Here is a 26,110-nt window from a genome sequence, read left to right as displayed (position 1 = left end):
CGAAAGTGAATCGCTGGGTATTTATTGAAGAATGATCGGTCGCTCGCCTTGGTGGCTACAGGCAATCAAGACAGGCACTCTTTGTCGGAATAGTCCTGCCTACTATTAGGAATATTCCTACACTGGTAATAGTCTTGAGCATGTAGTATCCCGGCCGCGCTCCAGGGGCGTCAGTTTTAGTGTGTGCATGTGCACCGACTTACTTCAATGTAGTGCTCAGAAGGTTCTCGATATGGTTGTCAAACACGGGGTTATCTTGAATCCCATCGCGCGGGCGTTAAAATTTGCCGTCTGTCTGCCGGTTGTCGTCTGGAGTGCCCAAGTCTGGGCTCTCCAGATCAGAGAGCCTGTGACGGTCGATGCAAATACACTGACGCAGAGTTATCAAATAGACAGCACGGGAACGCTAACGGCCAATAACGCCACGGCCTATGACATCACTACAATCAGCGGCGCCAGGCTCTTGCTCAATGACAGCACTGTCAATGCACTCAGCCGTCGAGCCGTGCAGTTGAATGGCAGCGAGGCTGTTATCACCAACAGTGTGCTCAACGGTCAGACTCATGGTTTGTCGCTAGTTTATAACTCAGACCTGCTGGTGCCCTCCAGGGCGCAAGTCAACGGCGGCACTATTACCGCGATGGGCATTGGGGTCTCGATCAGTTCATTCAGCATCCTGAGCCTGAACGGCACCACAGTGTCGGCCACCGGTCCGCAGGGCATCGGCATGGTAATGAGCGGCACTGCCAAGGCGCAGACGAACGCCAGCAGCATCACCGGCCAGCAGAGCGGTATCCAGATACTCGGCGATGCGGCGCGCCCAGGCTTCAGTGAGCTGGCGCTGGATGCGAGCCACGTCACAGGTATTGAAGGTGCGGCCATTGTCTTTCAAGCCAATACCAACCCCGCCCAGGCCAACCTCCATATCGGCAACGGCTCGACCCTGACCGGTGGCAACGGCAATATCCTCGAGGCCGACAGCGGTTCGACCGTCAACATGACCGTCGATAACAGCCACCTCACCGGTGACGTGCGCGTCGCCGAGGGCGGCAGCGCCAGCCTGACCCTGCAAAACCGTGCCAGCCTGACCGGGCGTCTGGAAAACGTCGCGCAATTGGCGCTGAACAGCCAGGGCCAGTGGAACATGATCGAGAACGGTCAGGTACAAAACCTGAGCATGGACGGTGGCGCCATCCAGTTTGGCGGCGCCACGGACTATTACCGCTTGAGCGTGGCCAATCTGTCCGGCAATGGCATCTTCAAAATGGATGTCGATTTTGGCCAGGCGCAAAACGACTTTCTCGATATCACTGGCAGTGCGACCGGCAACCACACCCTGTTGATCGCCAGTACCGGCAGTGATCCGCTGGTCGACACCCGTCTGCAGGTGGTGCATGCCGCCGCCGGCGATGCCCGCTTCAGCCTGGCCGGCGGCGCGGTCGATCTAGGCACCTGGTCGTACGACCTTGTCGAACAGGAGGACAACAACTGGTACCTGGACACGACCACGCGCACGGTCAGCCCCGGTGCCGCTTCGGTGATCGCCCTGTTCAATACCGCCCCGACCGTCTGGTATGGCGAGCTGAGCACCTTGCGCACGCGCATGGGCGAGCTGCGCCATCACGGCGCCCAGCCTGGGCTGTGGATGCGCTCGTATGCCAACCGCTTCGATGTCGACACCGCCTCGGGGGTGGGCTACCGGCAAAACCAGCAAGGCGTGTCGCTGGGCGCCGACACGGCGTTACCCCTGGGCGACGGGCAATGGCTGGCCGGGATCATGGCCGGCACCAGCCAGTCGAACCTGAATCTGGGGCGCGGTACCTCCGGTGAAGTCGACAGTTATTACACCGGTGCCTACCTCACCTGGCTCGACAGCGCATCGGGTTATTACTTCGATGGCGTGCTCAAGATCAACCGGTTCGACAACGCCTCCGAGGTCAACCTCAGTGACGGCAAACAGACCCATGGCGACTATAAGGCCTGGGGCGGCGGTGCCTCGCTGGAGTTCGGTCGGCACCTGAGCCTGAATCGGGGCTGGTTCGTCGAACCCTATGCGCAGGTGGCGGCACTGGCCGTGCAAGGCAAGACATACACCCTCGATAACGGTCTGAAAGCCCAAGGTGACAGCGCACGCTCCCTGTTGGCCAAGGCGGGCGCGACCCTGGGACGCGATATTGCGCTGGGGCAGGGCAGTACGCTGCAGCCTTACGTGCGTGCAGCGCTTGCCCATGAGTTCGTGAAAACCAATCAAGTGCGTGTCAACGACAACACGTTCAACAACGACCTGTCCGGGTCGCGGGGCGAACTGGGCGCAGGTGTAGCGCTGGCCTTGAACGAGCGTTTATCGCTGCATGTCGACTTCGAGTACAGCCACGGTGAGCGCATCGAACAACCCTGGGGTGCCAATCTGGGACTGCGTTACGACTGGTAGCCGTTAGCCGGCCGCGCTGTGCCAGCCACACAGCGTGGCCGGTCGGCCATACCTGTCAGTACAACCTCGCAGATCTGCCAGTAGCGAGTCTTTGGCTTCGGGTGTGTACTGCCGGGTACAAGCGCAAACACACTTATTCGTCACGGAGGACGACCCATGCACATCTTCACACTGATTGACTGGTTCAAGCGCCGCCTGGCTGGCGGCGACACGTCACTGGACCTGCTTGATCCGCCGACAATCGAGGGGCTGATCGAGGCCATAGACGAGGGCGACCCTGCTTTTTTGCGCCTTGATGCCTGGAACGATTCTCTGCAGGTCGACGTTCCCATGTGGGACAACTCGTCGCCCAGCCTGCAGTATCCTGAGACCCTTACCCTGTTCTGGGGTAATGAGACACCCCTGAGCAAGACCTGGAACGATGAGGTTCAGCCTCAGGATCTGTACTTCATGGTCCCGAAAGCCTACTTGCAAAGGGAAGGTGAGCACGCGTTGTGCTACACCGTGATCACCTCCAATGAAGTGACCACGCCCTCGGAAGTCCTGACGATCATCATCGACAAGACAGGACCCGTCTTGAATGCCAATTCTCAATTGATCTTCGATGCCGAGGTCGTCAGTGGCGGCGTCAGCGACGCCTGGCTCAAACGCAATGGCGAGAAACTGACTGCCCGTGTGCCCGTGTATACCACTCCCCAACCCGGTGATGTGATCACCTTCTACTGGAGTACCCGTATGGACGGCAGGGAAACGGCCGGTACCTGCACGCTGATCGGAGATGACATCGGCAAGCCCATCGACATTGTGTTTCCCGGGCTGTATATCCGTGAAAGCCGGGATGGCAAGCGCTATGCGAGCTATGAAATTACTGATCGTACCGGCAACGCATCAAGCCTTGCGACACCAATAGAACTGACCGCAAGGGTCGCTCCTTTGCAAAGGACACCTCCCAGTATCATGCATGCAGCAGGCAGCGGTGCTTACTGGACCCTGGATCCTGCGACCGCACCCAATGGTGCGACAGTGGTGGTACCGACAGAGGCACTGGACCCTATCGAGCAGGCCTTCGTTCAGTGGGATGAGCCGGGCACGCCGGGCGCTTATTGCAGCGTTGCACCCGAGCCTGCCGGTACGCTCAATTACAAGATTCCCAAAGACAAGCTGGCTTTCCAGCTTGGCAAGACCGTGAAGGTGTATTACGAGATCGTTGACCCCGGCGCACCCACCCCGCCACAGTCTGTCAAGTCGGAGTTGACCGTCTCCGTGCCGGACGGGATGCCAACCTTGCAATGCGACTGCGTGCAAGGCGGCAGCATCAGCCTGGCCTATGTTGCAAGCAAAGGCGGGTATGCCAATTTCACCCTGCCCAGGTGGCCGTTCATGGGCGCAGGGCAGTTTATCAGGGTCACGGTGGAAGGCTATGGTGGCGGGCAGACACACAGGATTCAGGTCGTGGTCTCTCAGGCTGTGGATGGGGCCAGCGCAAGCGTGCCCGCCGGACGCATCGCCGGGACGGAACTGGCGCGCATCGACAGAGGCGAGACGGCGAGTCTGATGGCCGAAGTCAGTTTCGATAACCAGCAGAAGTGGATAAGGTGCCGCATCCCCAAACCCACCATCACGGCCTAGCGCCTGACCTGCCGCTGCCGTTCATTTATAGGTCACCGTGAAACTCAAGGCGCCTTTGGCCAGGCCCGGTCGCAAGTCCCGGGTAGCCGCCGTCTGGTAGAAGCGGGCATTGAAATGCAAGGCCACATTGCCGGGTGTAACAGGCAGGATCGGAACGTCGGTATTCAACGCCACCGGGGTGATGCCATCGGCCTTGAGCACCTGGATGCCCATGCCTGCGGCGATCGAATCGGTGGTCAGGCTGAACACCCCGCTACCGGCCGGACCAACAGGCTGCGAGCCGTTGATGCCGTCCAGGCGAATATGCGCCGTGGCGACATTGCCGCCGCTGGCGTCGGCTTCGCAGTTGCTCAGGGCAATACTGAAGGGTACGGCTGTGGTGGTAAAACCGGGGCCTGTGAAGTCACTGGTATCCCATTCGCCGAGTTGTACCGGGTCGGCGCTGACCGGATTGACGCCAACACTGCACTGCGCCTGGATCACAGTGCCGGTCAGGCCCAGGCCCCAGACCTTGTCAAGGGTCGTGACATACCCGCTGACCAGCTCACTGCCGTCCAGCTGATGAGGGCCGGGGGCAATCGGCCCGGTCTTGATCAGCGTGTACCTGTGGATTGCACCGGCAATCCGCACCGCAACAAGCATATTGGGTAACGGCGGCCGTTCGGCACTGAACGGCACAGTGGGCGTACTGGTCGGAATAAAGGCGTTGGAACCCGAGGTCCCGTCATAGGGGGCGAGCAGTTTGATCCGCACGCCGATCCCCGGAATATTGGTTTGCAGCACCTTGCCGGTCACGTCCTCGCCATTGATCGGTGGCAGGGGCGAGGGAAAAATCGGCGCTGTGGCCCGTGCATGGAATTCCAGAGTCCGGGTGCTGGGCAAAATGTTCCAGCAATGGACTTCGTTGGGCGGGCTGGTAGCACCACCATGCACATCCACTTGGCCGATGATCGCGCCTGGCGCCGCATCGCGTGGCACGTAGACAGTGCCTGTGTTTCTCACCAAAACCATAGGGCCGCCGCCGTAAGCCCAGTGGCAATCGTCAGTAGGGTGCGCCATTACCCACGAAGCCTGGCTGGCCATGGCCACGGCCAGGCAGCGCAGAACAAGGCGTTTGCTTGATTTCATGGATGATTTCCTGGCGTGTTGTCGTTCGTGACGCTGTGAAGCGGGTGGCAGGTCAGTGTTTGCAAGCGATAGCCGTCACGCGGCTGCATGGTCTGCGGGTCGATGTGCAAGCGACACTGCGGGTGTGGGTCATCGCCCCAGCGCGCATCGAGCACCTGGGGCTGGTCGCCGGTGGACAGCATGATCTGTCCGGCTTGCCCGGCCATGCCGAGCACTTGACCCTGTGCATCGCTGATCTGCGCGCCGAAGGGCAGGGCAAGGCCTGTGGCCGTGCGGGCGGTGATCACCAGCCGGTTGACCTTGCGCGCATCGAATGTGGCTTTGACCACGGCGCCACGTCTGGGCACCACCTGGGTAACGCCATTGTCGATCTCGACCTCGGGTCCCAACTGATCGGTGCCCAGCACCAGCGCGTTGCTGCGATAGGGGCGCAGGTTCGGCACCAGGGCAAAGCCTCGGGGGTTGGTCCGGGCACCGATTGCATTGTCCACGCCTATGCCTGCAATGCCGGGTACGTGCACCAGGGCGTTGGTTTCGCCCAGGCTTGAACCCAGTTCCAGGCCGTCGGCATGCAGCAGCAGGGCACCGCTGGCATTGAGCGATGCGCTGCGGTAGTCACTGCCTTGGGTCAGGCCTGCACCGACGCTGGCCAAGGCGCCTTGATAACCCACTGCAAGCGAGGTCGATCGGGTTCTGTTGGCATCATTGTTGACACCGACCTGATAGCTGAGGCGGTTTTCGTCCAGGCTGCCACTGACCCGGGCATGCTGGCTGTAGCGCTCGCCATCGTTGCGCAGGTCGAAGGTGGCGTTGCCGGCGTGCTTCCAGTCCAGTGGCATGGAGAGGCTCAGACCAAATTGCCGGTCAGTGCCGCGTAGCGTGCTTAACGACTGCGAGGCGTAAACGTTGTAAGTCACCTTATTGTGGCGGGTGCTGAAATTGAGCTGGTACTGGCGTTGACGGTAGTCGGTGCGCCAATAGTCCTGCTCGGACAGCGTCAGCCCCAGGTTGCTGGCCTCACCCAGCCGTTGATACACCGAAGCCTCCAGGCGGCTGCGGCGGCTGCCACGGAACCGCTCAGGGTCATCGCGTTGACGTACGGCCTCATCGAAATCCCGATAGCCCTCGGTCGAGTAACGGTAGCCGGCGAAACGCAGGGTGGTGTGGCTGGCAAAGGCCTTGCCGTAACGCAGGGCATAACTCATGCCCTGCTGAGAAGAACTGTTCGCGGTGCCTGTGTCGGCATCGGAGCGGGTGACATCGAACGCCACGGCGCCTATCGAACCCAGGTCGCGGGCCAGCCCCAGGCTGGTGGCGCGATAGAAGTCGCTGGCCAGAAGCCCGCCGTACACGGTCGAGTCCCCGCCCAGCCCCATGGCCAGTGTGGCTTGCCAGAGCAGCGGGTCGGCTGCATCGCTGGCGCCGTTATAACGCCCCAGGGCGGCGCTGTACTGCCAGACACCCTGGCGCAACAGATTGCTGATGGTCGAAAAGGGCTGGGTAAAACGCCGTACCTGGCCATCGTCCTCGGTCAGGACGATTTCCAGTTCACCACTGCCCGAGGTGGCCAGGTCGTTTATTTCATAGGGGCCTGCGCTGACCCAGGTCGAGTAGATCGGGTAGCCGTTTTGCAGGACTTCGAGCCTGGCCCGGCTCAGTGCCACACCCCGCACCACCGGTGCGTAGCCTTGCAGGTTGTCGGCCAGCATGCCGGGGTCCGACCTGATCATCAGGCCCTTGATCGGCAGGCTGCGAAACACCTCGCCGCCGGTGAACGCCTCGCCCACGGTCAGGGCGGCCCGGGTACCGGGCAGATCGCGCCGGGCATACGCATAGGCCCGGCTCCAGGTGCGCTTGTCATATTCGTTCTGGCGCAGCGACTGGTTGCTGCGCAACTGCCAGGCGCCCAGGTTGATGCCGGAATTGAGATACACATCGTCGCTGGTGCGTGTGTCGCCCTTGCGGTTCACGCCTTGCATCGCCGAGACCTGATAATGGATGAACGCCGTATTGATGCCTTCATCCCATTGAGCGGGGTCGACCTGGCCGGCCATAGTGCGGTTCATGTGAATCTGCGGGACGGAAATCGACAACGCCAGTTTGCCGGCATCGAAGTCGACACGGGCCTGGGGCATGCGCAGCGGCAGGTCCAGGCACGGAGCGTTTGGGTCAAGTGGCTCGGCCAGGCTTTGCAGGCGCAGGCCCATTTGTTCCAGCAGCGCAGGCTTCAGGCACGGCAGCAGGTGTTCGTCGTTGTCGCTGTGTTCAAAGTGCAGTTCATGCTCGCCAACGTACTCACGATTGACGGTGATGCGCACCCGATACGGCCCCGGTGCCAGTTCATGGCCGCGGCCCAGGCCACTGAGCGCCTGAATGCCTGCGTTGGGGGCATGGGCGGTGCCCTGGCGCATGAAGCCAGACTGGAATTCGAGTTTTTGCGTGGCCTGCGCCGCTTTCGCTTCGAGCAGCAGCGTGGTCGCACTCAGGCACAGCCAGTGAACCGGGCGCGGCCAGACACGCAGGCGCCGAGGAGCACATCCGAGGAAAAACATCATGAGGTATTCCTGAAGATCGATTGTGTCGATCAGGGGGTGACTTGAATCGGCAAGGTCAAGGGCAGGCTGTAGCCGCCATAGTCATTGATTGCCGTATACACGACGGTAAGCCCGGTGCCGGGGCGGGTCGTCTCGAGCGGGTATGAGCGGGACGTCATGGGCTCGAGCATGTCGGCCGCCTTGAGCCTTTCGTGCTTGCCGTGGCCGGTGACCTCCAGGTGTGAGAACGACACATGAAACGGCGTGGGGTTGTGTGCCACCAGAAGGGTCTGGCCGTTGGTCTTGCGGATCGACCATTGCAGGTCCTTGAGGCGTGCCATCGGGCTGTCCTTGAGCGACACCGGCCGATAGAACAGCTTGATGCGGGTGCGCAGCGCGATGTTCAGAACATTGCCGTCTTCACCATGGGCCTGGGGTATTTCCTGAACATTGAAATAGAACAGCGATTCACGGTCGTCGGGCAGTGCATTGGGCAGGCCGTTGATCTGCACCTGTTGCTCTTTGCCGGGGTCGAGACGAAACAGCGGCGGGGTGGGGATGAACGGCACGGCGGTGGTGTCGTCGTCGGCCTGGGTATTGACCCAGGTCTGTACCGCGAACGGACGGTTGCTGGGGTTGGCGACCACCAGCGAGACGCTGCGTTTGTCGCTGTGGAACACCGCCCGCGTGGCACTGATGGACAAGGCTGCGACGCTGGCAGGCATGTCGGCGACCAGCAGTGCGAAAGACAGGCAGAGGCCGGGCAAAAGCTGACCGCAGGTCAGCAGTCTGGGCTGGGCGAACATAGTGTACGTTCCTTGCAACAGGCAGGATGCCCATGCACAGCGGGCCAGTGGCGCGGTGTACATGGGCGTTGGTCAAGGGTCAGTTGATGGCGACGACGAATTGCACGTCGGCCGATGCTGTGCCGGCACCCACCGAAGCGGTCAGCGAACGGTAGTAAGCGTTGAAAATCATGTCGGTAGTGCCGTTCTCGATCAGGTCATAGGCGGCCGACTGGCTGCCTGGGTCCAGGGACACGCCGGTTTTGTCCTTGATGACGATGGCCACGCCGGTCGCGCCATCGGCCGTTGGAGTAATGGCAAAATACTTGTTGGAAATGTCACTCAGTCCGTTGAAGGTCACCTTGGCCGCACTATTGGCACCGGTCAGGCCGCAGTAGCCATTGTCGGTCACCCGTAAGGCAAAGCTTTTGCCGCTCAGCTCGGTGCCGATGGCGGTGAAACGAGTCACGTCGATCGAACCCATTTTCACCAGGCCGCCAATGGCGCCGTCGCCCGGGTTGACGACTTCGATGGGGCAGGTGCTGCTGGTGATCTGTCCTTCGAAGTTGATGGTGCCCGTATTGGCGAACGCCGAAGTACCGCCCAGCGCAGCGGCCAGACCGAGAGTCAGTGCATGGATATTTTTGATCACGATAAATCCTTGGCAATATGTCTGGTGACATCTGCAAATGATGTAACTATTTATGTTAGTTGGAAGCGTTATCTGTGTTACGTCATGACGGGGCGGGAGTTTAGAGGGCAAGGTTTGGTTGAGATAGGCATTGAATAGCCATGTAAGCCGCCACGCTATGTAGGAATATTCCTATAGTTTCTGTCGGAATGACTGACCCTGCAGGAGAGCGCGCGCCGCCACGGCGCGCGCAGTCGCCAGGTGATCCTGCTTGTTAGCCACGTACGTTGGCTGGATTGGAATGAGAAGTTTTCATCATGTATTTAAACTTCCGAAACACTTTTTCACCGCCTACGGCTGGAAGCATTAGGTCGGTGTTTCTCCATAATCTCAAAGGTCTGGCTCCTATGGCTTGCGTCCACTGTGGTTGCGCTGCAAAACTTGGGACACCAGGTGCCGAGCGCAAATCACGGAGCACACTGGCACTACCCCCTACGTTCATGGGAATTATTACAGTCCGGAGTGAGGAACTCATCGGCTTGGCGTTGGCCGCAACTTCATCGGCAATACCTTTACTCAAACGCTTCATTATCCCTTTGCCAATACCAACGGCCATCGCTGACAATCCAAGCGCCATTGACGCATAGCCCAGATGATCGCCAAACTGCATGAGCTGCCGATTCCTCATGGCCATCCCGGCGGTACTCAACCCGAACGAGGCAACGCCAGCGGCTTCGGAAGCCGCCAGGGAGGCGAACGTGACAACCGCCGCCAGCGTTCCGTACGTTGCCCCCGTGCCCGCAGCCGCTGTTGTTGCACCTATCACCGATGAAACGACTGCGGTTGCCGCTACGCCTGCGGCTGTAGAACCGGTCGCGCTTGCCGTGGCGGCCCCTACCGTCCCGGCGATCGCACCCGACGCATACGGGAAGGCTTCACCGAAGGTGATAATCGTGGCAGCGATCCCCCCCACGGTAATGATCGCCGCGAACCCGATCAGCGCCCACGTCAAGATTCCCCAACCGCCGCCGCCGCCGTAGTTCTCCATATTGCGGTTGTAAAGCACGGCGCTGCCCCCCATGCCCACCCCGCTCAATCGCACGCGTGACCCGGTGACCCGATGCCCGGTCGGGTCGCGCAGGGCAATCGGGTTGCCCAGGCAATAGGTATAAGGGTTGAGCCCGCCGCTGCCGAACGGGCTCAGCGAGTCGGGGCTGTGAAAGCGCATCAGGCCCGGCTCATAAGCCCGGTAGCCCTTGCCCAGCAAATACCAGCCACTGGCCGGGTCCTGCACTTCGCCGTTATAGCCGGTCAGGCTCTGCAAGGGCTGCCTGCTGTAACGCTCGCCATAGGCGCTATAAACGGCCGTGCGCACGGCATCGACCTGCTGTTCGACGCGCACGCTGCCATTGGCATCGCCCATCAACAGCAGGTTTTGCGAATCGTCGCCGACCTGTTGCTGTCCTGCCACCCCTTGTGGGCCGTGCAGCAGACGAACCTGCCGGTCACCCTGCACGGCGCAGCTCAGATCGTTGTCCTGATAAAAACGCAGGGTTGCCGCCGCATTGCCTTGTTGTGACGTCACCAATTGATCGTGACTGTCATAGCCATAGCGGCCCACGGCCTGGCCTTCAGGGCTTTGAATACCGGTCAGCCGGCCCAGAGTGTCATAGCTCAGGGCCTGGCCCTGGCGGTCATTGAGCTGGTTGCCGTTGTCGTCATAGCGGAACAGCGTGTTGCCCTCGGGGCGGGCAGGGCTGTAGCGCACCCCCGTCAACTGGCAAGGCGCCCCGGGCTCGTCATAGTCGAACGAGGTCAGCTCGGGGCGATCGATGCCCTCCAGTGTCGTACCTACCATCAGCAGATTATCCAGCGCATCGAAGTGGAATGCCTGCTGGGTGAATGGCCGGTTCAGTTCGTCCCTGGGTAACTGGCTTCCTGTGCACGTATGGATCTCCAGACGTCCCCGCATGTCGTACTCGAAGGTTTCGCTCAACAGATTCACTGTGCCCTGTAACCACTGCCGACTGTCCAGCAAGCCATCGACGCGCCAGCTTTGCGTCAGGGTTTGCAGAGGGTGATGGGTGCCTTTCAGGGTTCGCTTGATTTCGCGGCCCTGATCGTCATACGTCTGTTCGATCACCACACGGGTATCGGCTGCCAGATCCTGGGTGGTGGTACGCCACACCTGGCCCAGTGTGTTGTACGCCAGCGTGGTTCTCAGGACGTCCTGCTTGACCGTCTCGATCCTGCCGGCCGTGTCGTAGGTGTACTCCGTTTCCAGGCCATTGCTGTCGGGGCGCTTGAGTTCGGTGCGCGTGTGTGGCCGGCCTTGCAGAGAGTTTCCATACAGGGTTTCCCAGCGGTCCCCGGCGGCGTCGATCCAGCGTTCGACGCGCAACTGGTTCTGAATGTCGTAGGTGTATTCGCGCTGGCCCAGAGCATTGTGCGCCGAGGTTATCCGCGCGCTGGTAGGGTCATACTCAAAGCGGGCGCTCGGTGCGTTGTCAGCGATGATGGCCGTCGGTTCGCTGGTCAGTTGCAGGTTGTAGGTGTAATCCAGCACGGTGCCGGCAGCCGTGATGCGCTGGCTGATCGGGTCTTCGCCGGCGTTATAACTGAAGCGCTCGGTGCGCGGGCCGACGCTCAGGCGGGTCACGCGGCCCAACCCGTCGAAGTCCTGCTCGCCCACCGTGATGAGTGTATCGACCGTATCCCCGGCCTCGATCTTGACGGGCAGTTCCTCTGCGCTGTGCAACGCGTAAGTACGACGCACCAGGGTCTGGTCCGGCAGGCGGGTCTCGGTCATGCGTGACCACTCGTCATAGGTGAACCGGGTCACCAGCCTGAGCTCGTCGTGTTGCTCGATGCAGCGCCCCAGGCCGTCATAAATCAGGTCCTCGCGGCTGACTTCGACCTCCACAAGTGCCCGGCTTTGTGCCTCTTCAACACGACTCAGGGCGCGGATTTTAGAGGGTTTGCCAAACAGGTTCATCCAGGTCTCGGTCAGGCTGCTGATCTCGCCCTGTGCCCCCGGGCTTTGTATCCAGGTGCGCTGGATCGGACCGTTTGACCCTGGTGTGCCAGTCGGGTAGGTGACCTTGTGATGGGCGATGCCATCGGGGCCGGTTTCACAGCGCTGTTCGTTCCAGTCGTCGTAGGCAAATTCTGTGTCCAGTGCAAGCGACTGGCCGTCATGCCAGTCGTAGTGGGTCTGTTGTTGCAACTGGCCCAAGGCGTTATACCTCGCTTCGTAGACTGTGCGCATCTGGGTGGAGGCGTCGCTGTCGACCCTGTCGCGGGCTTCAAGCACGGCCCGCCCCAGGCCGTCCAGCACCGTGCGGGTACGGACCTGGCGAGCATTGCGTACGGTTTGCTCGGCCTTTTCGCCGGTGTTGGCGCACAGAAAGTAGCTATAGGTGCGGCTGGCCGCATCCGGAGTTTCAGGGGCGATGGTCTCCTCGATCACCCGACCGAGCGGGTCGTAGCGATAAACGATGTTCACCCCGTCGACCAGGGTCGAGGTTTCCAGCCCGGTCAGGGTAGATTGCTCGCGGACCATAACCTTGCTGGTAGCGTCGAAATCGCAGGTCACCGTCTGCGTGGTCTCTACCCGCGGCTGGCTCAGGTCCGGGTTTGCCAGTTTGCGCCAGCGGTAGTCGCTGAAGGTCGACAACCCGTTCAGCGTCACGGTTTCACGGCTCACCTGGCCGTGGGTAAGCGGATTGTCAGGCGTGTCGCTGTAACTGAAGGCATGGTGTTGCAACCGTTTTTCTTCGCCATCCACGCGCCACTGGCTTTCGCTTTCCCGTGTCAGCCATGAGGGCCGCCGGCTGCCGGTCAGCACCGGTAAAGCCGTGTAGCGGTACCGGGTACACAGCGTCGGTGTGGCTTTTGTGCTGTTTGCCGGGGTTACGGTGGTGCTCTGCCGATAGCGCACGAAGTTGTCAGCGTACGCCGGGCAGCCGTCTTCGCTGCCGTCAGCGGGGTACCAGGTATGGACTTCTTCAATGCCATTGGCTTTCAGCTCGCGGATCAGATTGCCGTGTTCGTCAAACGTGGTGGCCACGATCTCCTCACGAAAGTGCCCCGTATCGTTGCTCAGTTTCCACTGGGTCTTGATCTGCCTGGGCAACTGGCACTGATTTTCCTGGTCACGGAAAAGCGCGTTCGGGTCCATGTGGTACTCGGTTTCAATGGTCTGGATCGTCGTGCCCTGGGTGGTCTCTTGCAGGATCAGCAAATGGAACTGATTGAACGTGCGTTCGATACGGCGTACCTCGGTGTTGTTCTGATACAGACTTTCGGTGCTCTTGTAGAGGTAGACACCCGGCTGTTGATACATGTTGTCCAGGCCGCTGTCGTCCCAGATCACATCCATACCCGACCCCAGGAAGTTATGAGAGCCCGGATAGCTGTAGCGCACCTGCACCGCAGGCTGGTCTGCGCCCGGTGTCAGCACATGACGGGTCACTCTGGGCAATGAAGCACGGCCACTGTTGCGCGGAAACTGATGGCCTTGATCCCCGTTCTCCAGGTAGTAAAGGTCTTCGTGGGCGCCAGTGGGGGTGTCCACCGATGTGATGCACCAGTGCGCCAGCACCTCGCTGTACTGAAAACGCCAGCAGGCCTGGTTTTCCGTGGGCAGCACCAGGTGGGTCACCTGTTGCCTGCCATCGAGGCGCATGACAAAGCTCGCCAGGGGCGTGCCTGCAGGCCCCGCGTAGGGCTGCACTTGCACTTCCACGTCGTATGTGGTGCGCCTTATCCGCAGCACCGTGTTGTCGGCGGCGTCCTTGATCAGATTGAGTAGCGGGTAGCCTGCGTGGCTCGAGTACTCGAGCGTGACCCGGTGGCCAATGGGCGAATGGATTTCCACCGGCACGAACAGGCCATGCTCGTTGTCGCCTCTCATGCCCAACACCTCGACCACCCCCGACTTGTGCACTACCTCGTAGCGGACGGCGTTGATCATGTACAGGCGAAAACTGTCCAGCTTTTGCTCTGGCATCAGCAGCCGGCCGTTATCACCGTCGATGGAGGCCTTGAAGGTTTCGCCGGTGCTCAGCGCGATGACCCGGTTCCTGGGGTCGAACTGCGAGAGTTGCAGATTCCAGCCCACCCCGAAACCGGTGTCGAGCCGGTTGAGCGGGTCGTAGCCCAGTGCCAGCGGCACATGAGGGCCGCGCAAGTCATTGGTGGCCAGCTCCGGCAGCTTGATTGAAACCGTGTACTGACCGGTGCGCGGGTCAACGGCATTGTCCAGCAGGCTCATGAAGTTCAGCGCATTGGAGTGGACAGAGGTGGAGGCAGTCATGGAAGAAACCCTTGCTTGAGTGGGGCGCGCCTGCGCAGGCCAGCAACTGTTGCCGGCTACAGGCCTGCCATCACGACTCAATAGGACGGGGAGCCATGCCGCTGGCGCCGGCACGTGTGTAGATCCACACCATACCCGCCCCCCGCCCCCCGGAAACCTAGCGTTTGTACTAGTACCCCAGGCGGCCTCTCAGGCGTACAACTCTGCTTCTCTGCCCCTGACGCATCAGTGGGGGCCATGCATGACACCATTGAAAAAGGAGGCTTCCCCATGCCTTTACCTGCCCCGACCGTCATCGGTCTTGAACCGGAAAACTGGATTGACCTGGACAAGCTGGGCACCGAGGCACTGGTGACCTGGATCAAATATCCCGGCCTGGACCAATACAGCGAATTCTGGCCCAACTGGCGCGGCTGCAGTGCGCTGGGTGAGGCGCTCGATTTTGCCGACAGCAAGCATACCGTGGAGGATCCTGTCAGCCCCAATGGCGAGCGCATCGAGATCGGCAATGACCTGCTTCGACGACTCGATCAGGGATGGGTGTTTTATTCGTACCTGATACCGGACGTGGCCGACCCGAATCTCCCCGGTGAAGAGTCGGAGCGGCTTTTTTTCTATGTCGGCAAGCGCGATGTGCCCAACCCGCCCGACCCGACCGGTGGGCTGGGGGTTGCCCAGTTCAAGGAGTCCCATGACCTGCAGATTGCGCTGAACCAGATTGTCGGCCATGCCACCGTGGTCGCCCCGGCGTACGCGGCCATGTCCGTAGGTGACAAGGTGACGCTGCGGCTCGAGTTTTCATACGACGAGAACAGTGACCCGGGATATGAGCATGAATATGTCCTCACCCTGGAGGCCCACCACCTGAACAGGCCTCTGGAGTGGAAAATGCCGAAAGGCCAATTTGTAATCTTTGACGGCGGTCTGGTTGATGCCCGCTACAGCATTGTCTATGCCAAGCCCACCGTCCCAACCACAAGCCCGGTACAACGTTTGAGGATCGTAAAAGACGTCACCGGCCAGTTGCCGCCCCTGGCCATCAAGGACTTCCCCGATCCGGTGCTGGACCCTGAGCGCTTTCAGGACGGTGCTATCCTGCAAGTGCCACTGTACCCCGGCATTCAGGCGGATGACGTGGTGGTGCTGTATGCCGACAGCGACAGCCCCCAGATCCAGTCCCTGCGCGTCGACCCCAGCACGCTGGACAGCCGGGTACTGGAGTTCTTCCTGCCGTACGCCTGGCTTGCCGCCAACAACGGCTACTCGATGAAACTGACCTATCAGTATGCGCGGGCGGCGGCGACCGGCCGCGCCGAAGCCCTTGAGATGCCGCTGCGGCGCACACCCAATCTGAAAACCCCTATCGTCGAAAATGCCACTGCCGATGGCCTGGACAAAGGCCATCTGTTGGCCGTCAACCAGACGGGCGGTGTCTACGTGCGCATTCCTGACGATGCAGAAATCGGAACCCCTGAAAGACTCGAGATGCACTGGCAAGGTCATGCCAGCACCGGCAGCGCGGTGGTGGATCGCCCAGAGTCCGGCACGCCCCGGCGTTTTCGCATTCCCTCCACAGCGGTGCCTGCCAACATGCGCAAGCATGTCGAGGTGTTTTATCGGCTATGGGTAGACGGCGAGGGGCCTTTCACCTCCGGTAAATATGACCTGGAGGTCCGCGCCCCCATAATGCCCGGTGCCGGCTGGCCGACCATCCAGGTCAGCTTGCCAGCGAACGCGCCGCCCATTTCTCTGGCAGCGGCCCAGACCCAGGGGGCGCGGCTGACCCTGGGTGCGTGGATGTTCATGGCACCGGGGCAACGGGTCAATGTTCGCCTGAACGGTGAGGATGCCGACGGCGGCGATGTCTGGCACGACGTGCGTAGCGGCGATCAGGAACTGGTCACCCAGGCTGAAAGCAGCGCCAGAAAAGTCGATGTACCCGTGCCGCTCGAGGTGTTGAGCGCCTTCAAGTGCCCCTCGCTGTTGACCGTGTACGTGAAAACCAGCTTCGACGACGGCGGCCATTACGAAGACTTTTATTCTCTTCCGGTTGATTTGATCGTTTGAAACACCGGACGGATGACAAGGAGGTCAACTATGTCTACGTACTCGCTTGAAAGCCTGCTGCAATGGATGCGCGCCCCGAACAGCAATGTGTTGTGGGGCTGGGACGCCATTGCGGCCATGGACCGTAGCAAGACCAACCTGATACTGCTTCAGGAGTACATTGCCCGCTTCGGCTCGGACCGCTATTTGCCCCTCGTCAATGGCGAGGCGGAGTTGGTCAAGGGTTACGCCCTGGAAGCCCTGCATGACTTCCAGCTGGATATCCCGCGCCTGTCTTTCGAAAATACCGACCTGAGCCGTTCAAAGGCCAGGTTGTCGATGGCCTTGCTGGGCGGCATGCAGCTCAGCCAGCGCAGGGGGGTCGATAACTGGCACATCGTTCAGGTCGTCGAAAACGATCCGTTACTGGGTCCCTGGTTGTATCTGGACCTGAACCTGTATGACGTGCCCGGCACCGTGGGCCAGCAGGGCGATATCAGGCTGGATTTGAGCAAGAGCAGCGATTTCAGATTGACCTTTGGTCCCACTGAGTACGAGCAGCTTCGGGGCGGTGAGGTTATCCAGGAGCTGTTCGAAAACCTGGAGGATGATCAACGGTTTTTCGTGTTGGGCAGCATCCAGGCGGGCGACGATCCGCTGCTTCGCCCGCAATCGTTCAAGCTGCGGACCCTGAGCAAGGGCTCCGCCAGCGAGCCAGGCGACGGTGCGCTGCTGATACTGATACGTGCTCAAGGCAGTGACGAAGGTGAACTGATCGGTGAGTCGTTTCGTTATCCGATTCCCGATGATGCCGGCAAGGATTACTCGGCCACGGTGTTGCTCGATGGCCCAAGCGTCATAAAACGCCTGGACCTCGCACAGCGGCTGCTGGAGGCGGTGAAAGAGCGGCTGACCGATGAGCAGTTCACGGTTCGTGAAGAAAATGGCCGGCTGATCTCTGCCGAAGCCACTGCCGGGCATCTGATATTCGAGGTCTCTTCGACGCAACTGCCGAAGGAGCTGGTTGATGGACGTTGGCTTACCACAACGATCTCGCGTGCGCAGGTCAACATACCGGCCTGGTACACCCTGAGCTTTTATCTCACGCTGAGGCGCGAAGCCGATGACCGGATATCGATCAAGTGGGTCACGGCGGTACTGCCTGCGTACATCGTGCACTTCGAAGATTCCATTCCCTGGGTCGAACACCCCAATTACGTTTGGATGGATGGTTACATTATTGAGTTGTGGAGTGTTTATGACCTTGTAGAAACCGAAAGTGACCTGATGTACAAGCCTGTCGAATGGGACCTGGATGTCAGACGGATGCCCGATGCTGACAGCGAGCCCGCCGACACAAGGGTCGACTGGGGACCCTATATCGAGCGATTGAAGGCCGATGCCCGGGCCAGAACCCTCGAAGCCATAGAGCCATTGATGAGTCATGCAGTCAGTCACTCACTCATCCCCCAGATCCCGGCAGGTGACTTCATCCGCGACTGCATCAAGCTCAATTTCGGCCAGGCGATCGAAGCCGACGTGCTGGCCGTGCCTCGCGACATCGGCGCCTTCGGCCGGATCAATCCGGTGCGCAGCGCGTTCGTGATAGACCCCTTGCAGCCGCTGATACTGGCAGGCGGCACTCAGCGCTTTGCCACCCTGCCGACGGTAACGGGACTGGTCTGGACGGCAGAGGACTCGCTGCGCGGCACCGTCGATGTCGATGCCGGAACGTTCATCTCGGACGGCCGTTACCAGGCGCCTGCGGCGGGCAGTTTCCCGGGCCGCTTTCTGCGCGTGCGCATCACCGCCACCGATCCTGCCAGCGGCTATCACAGTTCGGCGCTGGTCACCGTGGTGGCCAATGGGCTGGTGCTCAACCCGTTGTTTTACGAGTGCGGGTTCGAGGATGAGGTTGAGCTTCAGGCCGGGGTACTGGGCGCAGGCACCTTGAGCTGGTCGGTCAAAAATCCGCTCGAGAATGAGAAGGGCAGCGTCGAACCGGACGGGGCATCTGGCGCCACCTACCGTACGGCGCTCAAGAAACCGCGCAAGACGTATGTGCTCGACGAGGTCGAAGTGGCCAATGACATCACCGGGCAGCGCCAGTCCATGCATGTGCTGGTGCTGATGTGGGCGCCCACGGTCACGGTCGTCGTGGTACCCGACCCCTCGCTGGGCGAAGGGCGGGTACGGCTGCAAGCCTGGTTGGTCGGAGAGCTGTGCGACATTGCCGACTGGGCGGTACTGCTGGGGCCAGGGCAGATCGATGACGACGGCGTCTACACCCTCGATTACGCCACGACCGAACGTTTCGTCGTCATCACCGTAGTGGCCAAGACGGTCGACCTCGACGGTGAGGGGCACATTGTGCTGCCATTGCCGCTGGCCGCTTTTGCAACGCAATTGGCCGCTTTCGGGCTTGATGGCATGGAGGCTATCAAATGAGCACACAGACTCTGCAACGCTTGCTGGCATGGATGGGTGACCCCGACACCAACGTCATGTGGGGGTGGGACGCTATCGTGGCGCTGGCGCGTAGCCCGCTCAACCGCACCCTGGCCCGCGATTACCTGGCCCGCCTGGGCACCGAGCGCCAATGGCCGGCGTTCAGCGGCGAGATCATGACGATTGACGAGCAGTTCAAGCAGGTGCTTCACGGCTGGGTGCTCGATGCACCCGAGCTGTCCTTTCAGGGCAGCGCGATCAATGGTCAACGTGCACGATTGCAGGTGCCTGTCATCGCAGGCCAACAGATCGGCCTGCGCAAGCAGGTCGATACCTGGCAAGTGGTCAGCCTTGCCGGGTTCGATCCGCTGCTGGGGCCAGGCCTGGCGCTTGACCTGCACCTGGAGCAATTGTCTGCCACTGTGGGTGACTCCCTGCACGTCAGCCTGGACTTTCAGCACAGCGACAACTGGCAACTTGATTTTGCCCCGACATCCAGCGAACGAGCCAAAGGCGGGGCGTTTTTTCAGACGCAGTTCGAACGATTGCTCACCTCGGCGCAGCGGCAGTTCAACCTCGCCCTGATCGAACCGGGCGAAAATCCGCTGCTGCGCCCGCAATCGTTGCAGCTACGTGCCCAGAGCCGTGACGCGCAAGATGCAGAGGGTGCAGACGGCGCCCTGCTGGTGTTTGTGAGCATGGCGGGCAATGAAGAGGGCGCAGGCATCGACAGCACGTTCCGCTACCTGATACCCGATGACGAACCACTGGACTGTTCCGCCACCGTGATACTGGGCCAGCGCAGCGCGTCCGAGGCCTTGCAGCCCGGCACGCTGCTGGCCGCCTGCGCAGAGATGATCGGCAGTACCGATTTCGCCTGCACCCATGATGCCGACGGCGTCTTGCAATCGGCCGTGGCGCAAGCCGGCGCGCTGACAGTCGAGCCGCGCCCTGCGACATGGCCGACATTCACGTACGAGGCCCAGCCGCTGACGGTCACCCTCGACAGCCCGGCCCTGAAACTGGCGGCCAACAGCAGCGAGCCTCTGACCATCGACTACCTGGCAGACGGGCGGGTGACGGTCGAGTGGACCACTGAGCAATACGTCGCCACCACGCTGCGCTTCAGCTCACCGAGTGGTGCCGATTATCCAGCCTTTGCCGTCAATGAGCGCTGCGCTCTGCACCTGTCGGCCAGCTATAAACCCGCCACGGCGGACGCTGATACCCTGACGCTCGAGCACTGGCGTGTGTACGTCGGCCCGCAGGCCCGGCCAGCGACAGAACAGGCGACGTTCTATTTTGAGTCCGACATGGCCAGGTGGGCCTGGCAGGCGTTTGCAGGCTATGTCAGTAGCCGGCTGGTCGCATTGCTCCAGCCGGCCGTCGACAGCGCTGTGCGCAGTCGCCTCAAGCAGGATTTCAAGGTTCATACCTCGACGGCGGCGCAGGCCAGCGAGCTGTTTACCCTCGGCTTCGGCCAGGTGCTGCACGCCGATACGGTTGCCAGACCTCGGGATCTGGCTGTTTTCGGGCACATCGATTCGCTGCCAGGCACCTTTGTGCTCGAGCCTGCACAGGTGCTGATCAAGGCCGGCGCCAGCCAGGCGTTCAACGTGCTGCCCGCTGTCCAGGGACTGGCGTGGACGGTCGAGGCGCTGCCACCGGGTGCTGGCGATCCAGGCTGCATCAGCCTCGCCGGGGTTTACCAGGCACCGGTGGCCGAGGCCATCGAAGGGCCGTTTATCCGGGTACGGGTTACTGCCAGCCAGGCTGGCCGTGCGTTTCAGGCATCGGCGCAGGTCACGGTGCTACGTGAAAGCCTGACGGTCAATCCGCTGATTCAGGTGTGTGAACTGGATGAGCAGGTCGAGCTGCGTGCCGGCGGGCTGGACCCGGGCCGTCTTGAGTGGTCGATCCGCAACCCCGTGGACGGTCAAAGCGGTCGCCTGACGGTGCATGACGACAAGGGCCGTACCTGCACCTACACCTCGACTGCCCAGACGGTTCCTGGCCAGACCTACGTGCTGGACGAAATCCTGCTGCGCGACAGTGACGGGGCCAGCCGTTCGGTGCATGTGCTGGTGGTGCTGGACCTGCCGCGCCTGAGCCTCAGCGTGGCGCCGGACGCTGCACTGGCCGCCGGGCAGATCCAGTTGCAGGCACACGTCAACGGCACGTCGCCGCAAGGGGTGCAATGGCACCTGCCTTTGGGCGGCCCCGGCGAACTTGACGCCGATACCGGGGTGTACAGCATCGACAGCAGTGCCACACAGCCTTTCTTACTGGTCATGGCCAGGGTCGAGATCGAGGCGGTGAATCTGGTCCTGGAAGGCCACTTGCTGCTACCGCTGCCCTTTGCCGACCTGGCAGTGATTCGATAGCAACGTTTGCCAGGGAGGCAACGTCATGACGAACCCTACGGTTGAAAGTCTGTTGGCATGGATGCGCAACCCTGCGCACGAAATGCTCTGGGGCTGGGATTGCATCGCAGCGATGGCACGCGGCAAGACCAATCAGATCCTGATTCAGGATTATGTGGCCCGGTTCCATTCCGGCAGTTACCTGCCGGCCATCAGTGGCGAGGTAATGATGGCGGGCAACGATTTCAAGGAAGCCATCCACGACTTCGTGCTGGATGCACCGCACCTGTCCTTCGCCGCATCGGGCCTGAATGACGCGAAAGCCAGCCTGACCATGTCGGTCATCAGTGGGGTGCAGTTGGGCCTGCGCAAGGATGGCAATGTCTGGCAAACGGTCAGGCTCAGCGAAATCGACCCGTTGCAGGGGCCAGCGTTGTCACTGGACCTGGACCTCAATGAAGTGCCCGGCATCGTCGGTGATAACGGCCAGGTGAGGCTCGACCTCAGGCACAGCGATAACTTCAACCTGAACTTTGCCCTTACCGAAGAAGCGCAACGCCAGGGCGGCGAGTTTTTCAAGGAGAAGTTCAATCAGCTCCCCGACGAGCAACGCGTATTTGTGCTGGGCGTGATCGAGCCGGGCGGCGAAGCGGCACTGCAGCCCCAGTCGTTCCGCTTGCGCGCCCAGCGCAAGGCAGGCCTGGCGCTGGCAGCGACCGCCGAGGAGGACGCCGAAGGGGCGATTCTGGTGTTTATCTGCATGGCCGGCAGCCTGGAAGGCGGCAGTCCGGACAGTGCTTATCCCTACCTGATACCCAGCGATGCCGCCAGGGACTATTCGGCCACGGTGTTATTCAGCAAGAACAGGCTTGAACATGCAGCGGTGGCAAGTGTAGTGCGCAGTTGCATGCAACTGGTGGGTACGAACGATTTTGACTACGTACACGATGCGAACGGGAAACTGCTCTCGGCGTCGGCGAACGCGGGTGCACTGTTCATTGAACCCTTTATTAAAACGCTGGTGCCGGTCGAGTGGAATGGCAAACGATTGATGACCCGGTTCGAGTGCGGCAGTGCGTCATTGCCCGCCCACAGCAGGGTGCCCCTGACGCTTGTCGTGCACGAAGGCAACAATTTTTTAATTGAGTGGGACACGAACGGATCGATTGAAACGGCTGTTTTAATGAGCACCGAAGGCCACCCGGAGCAGCGCGTCGACCTGGGCAGGCAGGAGATTTCAGTGCATCTGGAAGCCGGTTACAGGTTGTCGGAAGTTGAGGGAAACCTGGTATTACAGCCGACAGCCTGGAAACTGGATGTTGACCGCGAAGAGCCTGGGGCAGTTGCCGGTGCTTACCCTGACGAGATGGTGGTCTTCGTCATATTGTTTGTGCTCGCGCAAGTAGCGTTGACCATGGCAACCCTGATTGAACCCAGGCTCAAACAGGTCTTGGGGCGTGAGTTTAAACTGGACGCGCCCATCGGTGAATTCCTAAAAGACAGCATCCAGCTCAATTTCGGCCGTGCCATCCAGACCGATACGTTGCACCTGCCGCGCGATGTCGCAGCGTTCGGGCATATCCATCCTGGGCTCAGCACCTTTGAAATAACGCCCTGGAAACCGATGATCCGGGCCGGCGGTCGTCAATTGATTGCCGTGCAGCCCGACACTAAAGGACTTGACTGGGCCGTCGAAGGTCTGCAACGCAGCGCCCTCGACCCCGGCGGTATCGATCGCTACGGCGTGTACAGCGCGCCGTCGGCAGAGGCGTTCGAAGGTCGTTTTCTGCGGGTGCGGATCACGGCCACCGACCCTGCCAGCGGTTATCAGGCCGCCGCCCTGGTGACCGTGGTGCGCGAGCCGTTGGCGATCAACCCGTTGATTCAGGAATGCGCCAAGGGCGGCGCGGTGCAATTGCAGGCCGGTGTGATCGGCGAGGGCAGCCTTGAGTGGTCGATTCTCGATCCGGTGGCGGAGCAAAGCGGCCGTCTGACCGTGCATGACGATAACGGCCGTACCTGCACCTACACAGCCACCAGCCAGTCGATACCCGGCCAGACCTATGTGCTGGACACCATTGAGGTGCACGTCCTTAACAGCGGTGCGCGTCGCTCAGTACAGGTGCTGGTGGTGCTGGCGCCCCCGAGCCTGAGCATCAGCGTGGTCACGGACGCCACACTGCCTGCCGGGCAGGTGCGCCTGCAGGTGGGCCTGGAGGTGGGCACCGCCACCCCCAAGAACGTGCACTGGTACCTGCCGCTGGGTGGCCCCGGCGAACTCGACCCCATCACTGGGGTGTATATCCCCGACACCGCCGCCTTGCCGCGTTTCGTGCTGGTGATGGCCAGATATGAAATAGCGGGTCTGATTTTAGAAGGTCACCTGCTGCGGCCGCTGCCGCTGGCCGAGCTTACATAATCCTTAGCGGCCCTGATGTTTGAACAGTGATGCATCACAACGATTGCCAGGGAGGCAATGTCATGGCGAACAATTCTGTTGAAAGCCTGTTGGCGTGGATGAAAGAAGGCGCCCAGACCTACGAGTGGGACGCGATCATTGCGTTGTCGGGCGACAGCGTCAACGAATCGCTGCAACGCGAATACACCCGGCGTTTGAGCGAAGGTCGCGAGTGGCGGCTGGCGGATGCCGTCATCGAGATTCCCGACACCCAGATTTCCTATCATTTCCAGGGCATCAGGATCGGCCCGCCGCTGCTCAGCTTTGCCCTGACAGGTTTCGAGCAGCCGGACACCGCCCTGCGCCTGCCCATTCAGGGAGGAACGGCCCTGATGGTGAGCCGCTTTGCGGGCATCGACAGCATCGTCAAGGTGACCGCGTATGATCTGCGCAATGGCCCGCAACTGCGGCTGGAGTTGCAGCCGAGTGTTGACGGCAGCGGCGTGTCGCTGGACCTGGCAGAGGGCAGAAATGCGCGGCTGGATTTTTCCGGGTCCGGTTATGAACAGCAAGCGGGCGGCAGTGTCTTGCTGGACGCCTTGAAGGCGCTGCAAATCGAACAGCGTCGCTGGGCGGTGGCCAGCTTTGCGCAGCCAGACAACCCCTTTCTGCTCAACACACAAATCAGTGTGCGCAGCCAGGCCCGCCCCGATCAGTTGCCCGATGCGCAAACCCTCGACAGGCAGGGCGCGCTGTTGCTGTTCACCACCCTGCAGTACGGGGTGGGCGGTGGCTACCCTGGCAATGAATCGTCATTCCGGTACCTGATTCCGGACGAGGATACGCAGACCTATTCGGCGACTGCCTTGTTGTCGTCGCACCTGCTGCACCGTGCGGCGCTGGGCGTGTCGATGCAAAGCCTGCTCGATGAGGCAGCGTTCGACTATGAGCCAGCCAGCTCGGCGCACTTTGGTCGGATGGTGGCCCGTAGCGGCCGGCTTGAAGTCCCGGCAGGGACCTGGCGCGGACCTGACCTGGAATTCGAGTCCGATGCTTTCACGCTTCAGGCCGTCAACGGGGCGCGCGCCTTGACCGCCGAGTTTCAGGACGCTGCCGCCGTGCAGACCTGGCAATGCCCGTGCGAGCTGACCGTTCGCTACCGCCCCCTGGACGGTGGTGACTGGAGCAGCCATACCGGGCTGTTCGACCTCAACATCGAGTATGACTTTCACCTGGCCCACGAGTCGTCGGCGCCCGCCGCCATTCAGGGGCATCTGTTCGTGCCCTATGCGCTGCGTGAAGAGGCTGTGCAAGTGCATGGCACCTCGGTGCTGGCGGTCGACACACTCGAGCAGATCGAAGGATTCGCGGCCTATACCGTCAAGCGTGCCCTGTTGGGGCGTTTTGCCCGCGCACTCAACGTTTCGGCGTGCAGCGCTTTTATCGGTGGCTTTCAGGCTGGCGGTGGCCAGGTGCTGCAGCCTTTGGTGCAGGCATTGCCCTATGACTATGCCGCATTCGGCCGCCTGGCCTCGCCCCAGGCGTCGTTTCATATCGTCGAACGCGAGCCGCAGGTCAGCGCCGGTGCCAGTGTGCCCCTGAGCACGGAGCCGGCCGTCACCGGGCTGGTCTGGGCGGTACAACATCCTCCGGGCGGTACGGGTAACCCGGGTCATATCGATGACAGCGGTGTTTACCACGCGCCGCGGGTGAACGAGATGGTCGCGCCTTTGCTTCGTGTACTGCTCAGCGCCACAGACCCTGCCACCGGCGAGCTGGATGTCGTGGTGTTGACCGTGCTCAGTGTGCCGGTGTCGATCAGCCCGCTGATAACGGTCGTGGGCCGTCAAGACACGGTGAACCTGTTCGCCCACGCGCCGCCGGGTCAGTCCCTGACCTGGTCGATCAAGAATCCGGTGCCCGGTGAAAGCGGGTTGCTGGAGCCAGGTGACGACCCGGTGCGTGAGCGTGTGTATCAACCCACTCGCGATATCGGCGACAAGGCCGTGCTGCTCGATGAGATTGAGGTTCGCAATCCGGGGATCGGCCAGACCGGCTCGGCCTGGGTGCTGGTGCGCCACCGCGAGCAGGACCTGATCATCCTGCCTGATGAAGAACAGACCGGGGGGGCTGACGAAATACAACTACAGGCCTTTTTCGGCCCCAGACCGCAGGACGTGACCTGGAGCCTGCCACTGGACGGCCCAGGTTCCATAACGCCTGAAGGGCTGTACAAGGCCGATCCTGCATCGAGCGCATCATTCGTACTGATCTACGCCGCACGCACCGCCGGAACGGCGACCCTGCACGGCGACATCATCTTGCCTTTGCCTTTGCAGAACTTCCCTGACGTACTCAAGCGGCTGGCCCGCCGTCCCGTAGCGCAGTCCGATTGACACC

General features: G+C 61.3%; 12 protein-coding genes. 7 read left to right on the top strand and 5 right to left on the bottom strand.

All coding sequences use genetic code 11. The features are described from left to right. The first annotated feature begins 232 nt into the window (after positions 1–232). Positions 233–2,431, top strand: coding sequence for an autotransporter outer membrane beta-barrel domain-containing protein (locus tag ACYP2A_RS09705; RefSeq protein ID WP_459744724.1), 2,199 nt, complete (start codon positions 233–235; stop codon positions 2,429–2,431). Between the two features lie 156 nt (positions 2,432–2,587). Beyond that, a complete protein-coding gene (locus ACYP2A_RS09700; protein WP_459744723.1) occupies positions 2,588–4,060 on the top strand; it encodes a hypothetical protein in 1,473 nt (490 codons plus the stop codon). Between the two features lie 21 nt (positions 4,061–4,081). On the opposite strand, the gene ACYP2A_RS09695 is transcribed toward ACYP2A_RS09700, so the two are convergent. The 5 genes from ACYP2A_RS09695 to ACYP2A_RS09675 form a co-directional block, all read right to left on the bottom strand. Next, positions 4,082–5,188, bottom strand: a complete 1,107-nt coding sequence (locus ACYP2A_RS09695) for a fimbrial protein (RefSeq protein WP_459744722.1) — start codon at positions 5,186–5,188, stop codon at positions 4,082–4,084. Beyond that, positions 5,185–7,743, bottom strand: coding sequence for a fimbria/pilus outer membrane usher protein (locus ACYP2A_RS09690; protein ID WP_459744721.1), 2,559 nt, complete (start codon positions 7,741–7,743; stop codon positions 5,185–5,187). The genes ACYP2A_RS09695 and ACYP2A_RS09690 overlap by 4 nt, the downstream gene beginning before the upstream one ends. Positions 7,744–7,772: 29 nt before the next feature. Continuing rightward, positions 7,773–8,528, bottom strand: coding sequence for a fimbrial biogenesis chaperone (locus ACYP2A_RS09685; protein ID WP_459744719.1), 756 nt, complete (start codon positions 8,526–8,528; stop codon positions 7,773–7,775). A gap of 79 nt (positions 8,529–8,607) precedes the next feature. Beyond that, on the bottom strand, positions 8,608–9,159 hold the full coding sequence (locus ACYP2A_RS09680; RefSeq protein WP_459744717.1) for a fimbrial protein: 552 nt from the start codon (positions 9,157–9,159) through the stop codon (positions 8,608–8,610). A gap of 253 nt (positions 9,160–9,412) precedes the next feature. Further along, positions 9,413–14,455, bottom strand: a complete 5,043-nt coding sequence (locus ACYP2A_RS09675; RefSeq protein WP_459744716.1) for an RHS repeat domain-containing protein — start codon at positions 14,453–14,455, stop codon at positions 9,413–9,415. A 270-nt stretch (positions 14,456–14,725) separates the two neighbouring features. Between ACYP2A_RS09675 and ACYP2A_RS09670 the strand changes: the two genes are divergently transcribed. From ACYP2A_RS09670 to ACYP2A_RS09650, 5 genes are all read left to right on the top strand, one after another. Further along, complete coding sequence (locus ACYP2A_RS09670; protein WP_459744714.1) at positions 14,726–16,522, top strand: hypothetical protein; 1,797 nt, start codon at positions 14,726–14,728, stop codon at positions 16,520–16,522. Positions 16,523–16,552: 30 nt separating this feature from the next. Next, a complete protein-coding gene (locus ACYP2A_RS09665) occupies positions 16,553–18,949 on the top strand; it encodes a hypothetical protein (protein WP_459744712.1) in 2,397 nt (798 codons plus the stop codon). Next, the gene (locus ACYP2A_RS09660; RefSeq protein ID WP_459744711.1) at positions 18,946–21,333 is read left to right on the top strand and encodes a hypothetical protein; all 2,388 of its coding nucleotides are present in this window, start codon (positions 18,946–18,948) and stop codon (positions 21,331–21,333) included. Before ACYP2A_RS09665 ends, ACYP2A_RS09660 begins: the two co-directional genes overlap by 4 nt. A 25-nt stretch (positions 21,334–21,358) precedes the next feature. After that, on the top strand, positions 21,359–23,731 hold the full coding sequence (locus ACYP2A_RS09655) for a hypothetical protein (protein WP_459744709.1): 2,373 nt from the start codon (positions 21,359–21,361) through the stop codon (positions 23,729–23,731). 62 nt (positions 23,732–23,793) lie between these two features. Beyond that, the gene (locus tag ACYP2A_RS09650; protein ID WP_459744707.1) at positions 23,794–26,106 is read left to right on the top strand and encodes a hypothetical protein; all 2,313 of its coding nucleotides are present in this window, start codon (positions 23,794–23,796) and stop codon (positions 26,104–26,106) included. Positions 26,107–26,110: the final 4 nt, after the last annotated feature.

It is taken from the genome of Pseudomonas sp. 3A(2025), from assembly GCF_054589175.1.
Note: the sequence above shows the minus strand (reverse complement) of the source record. Positions and strands in the feature narration are given on the sequence as shown.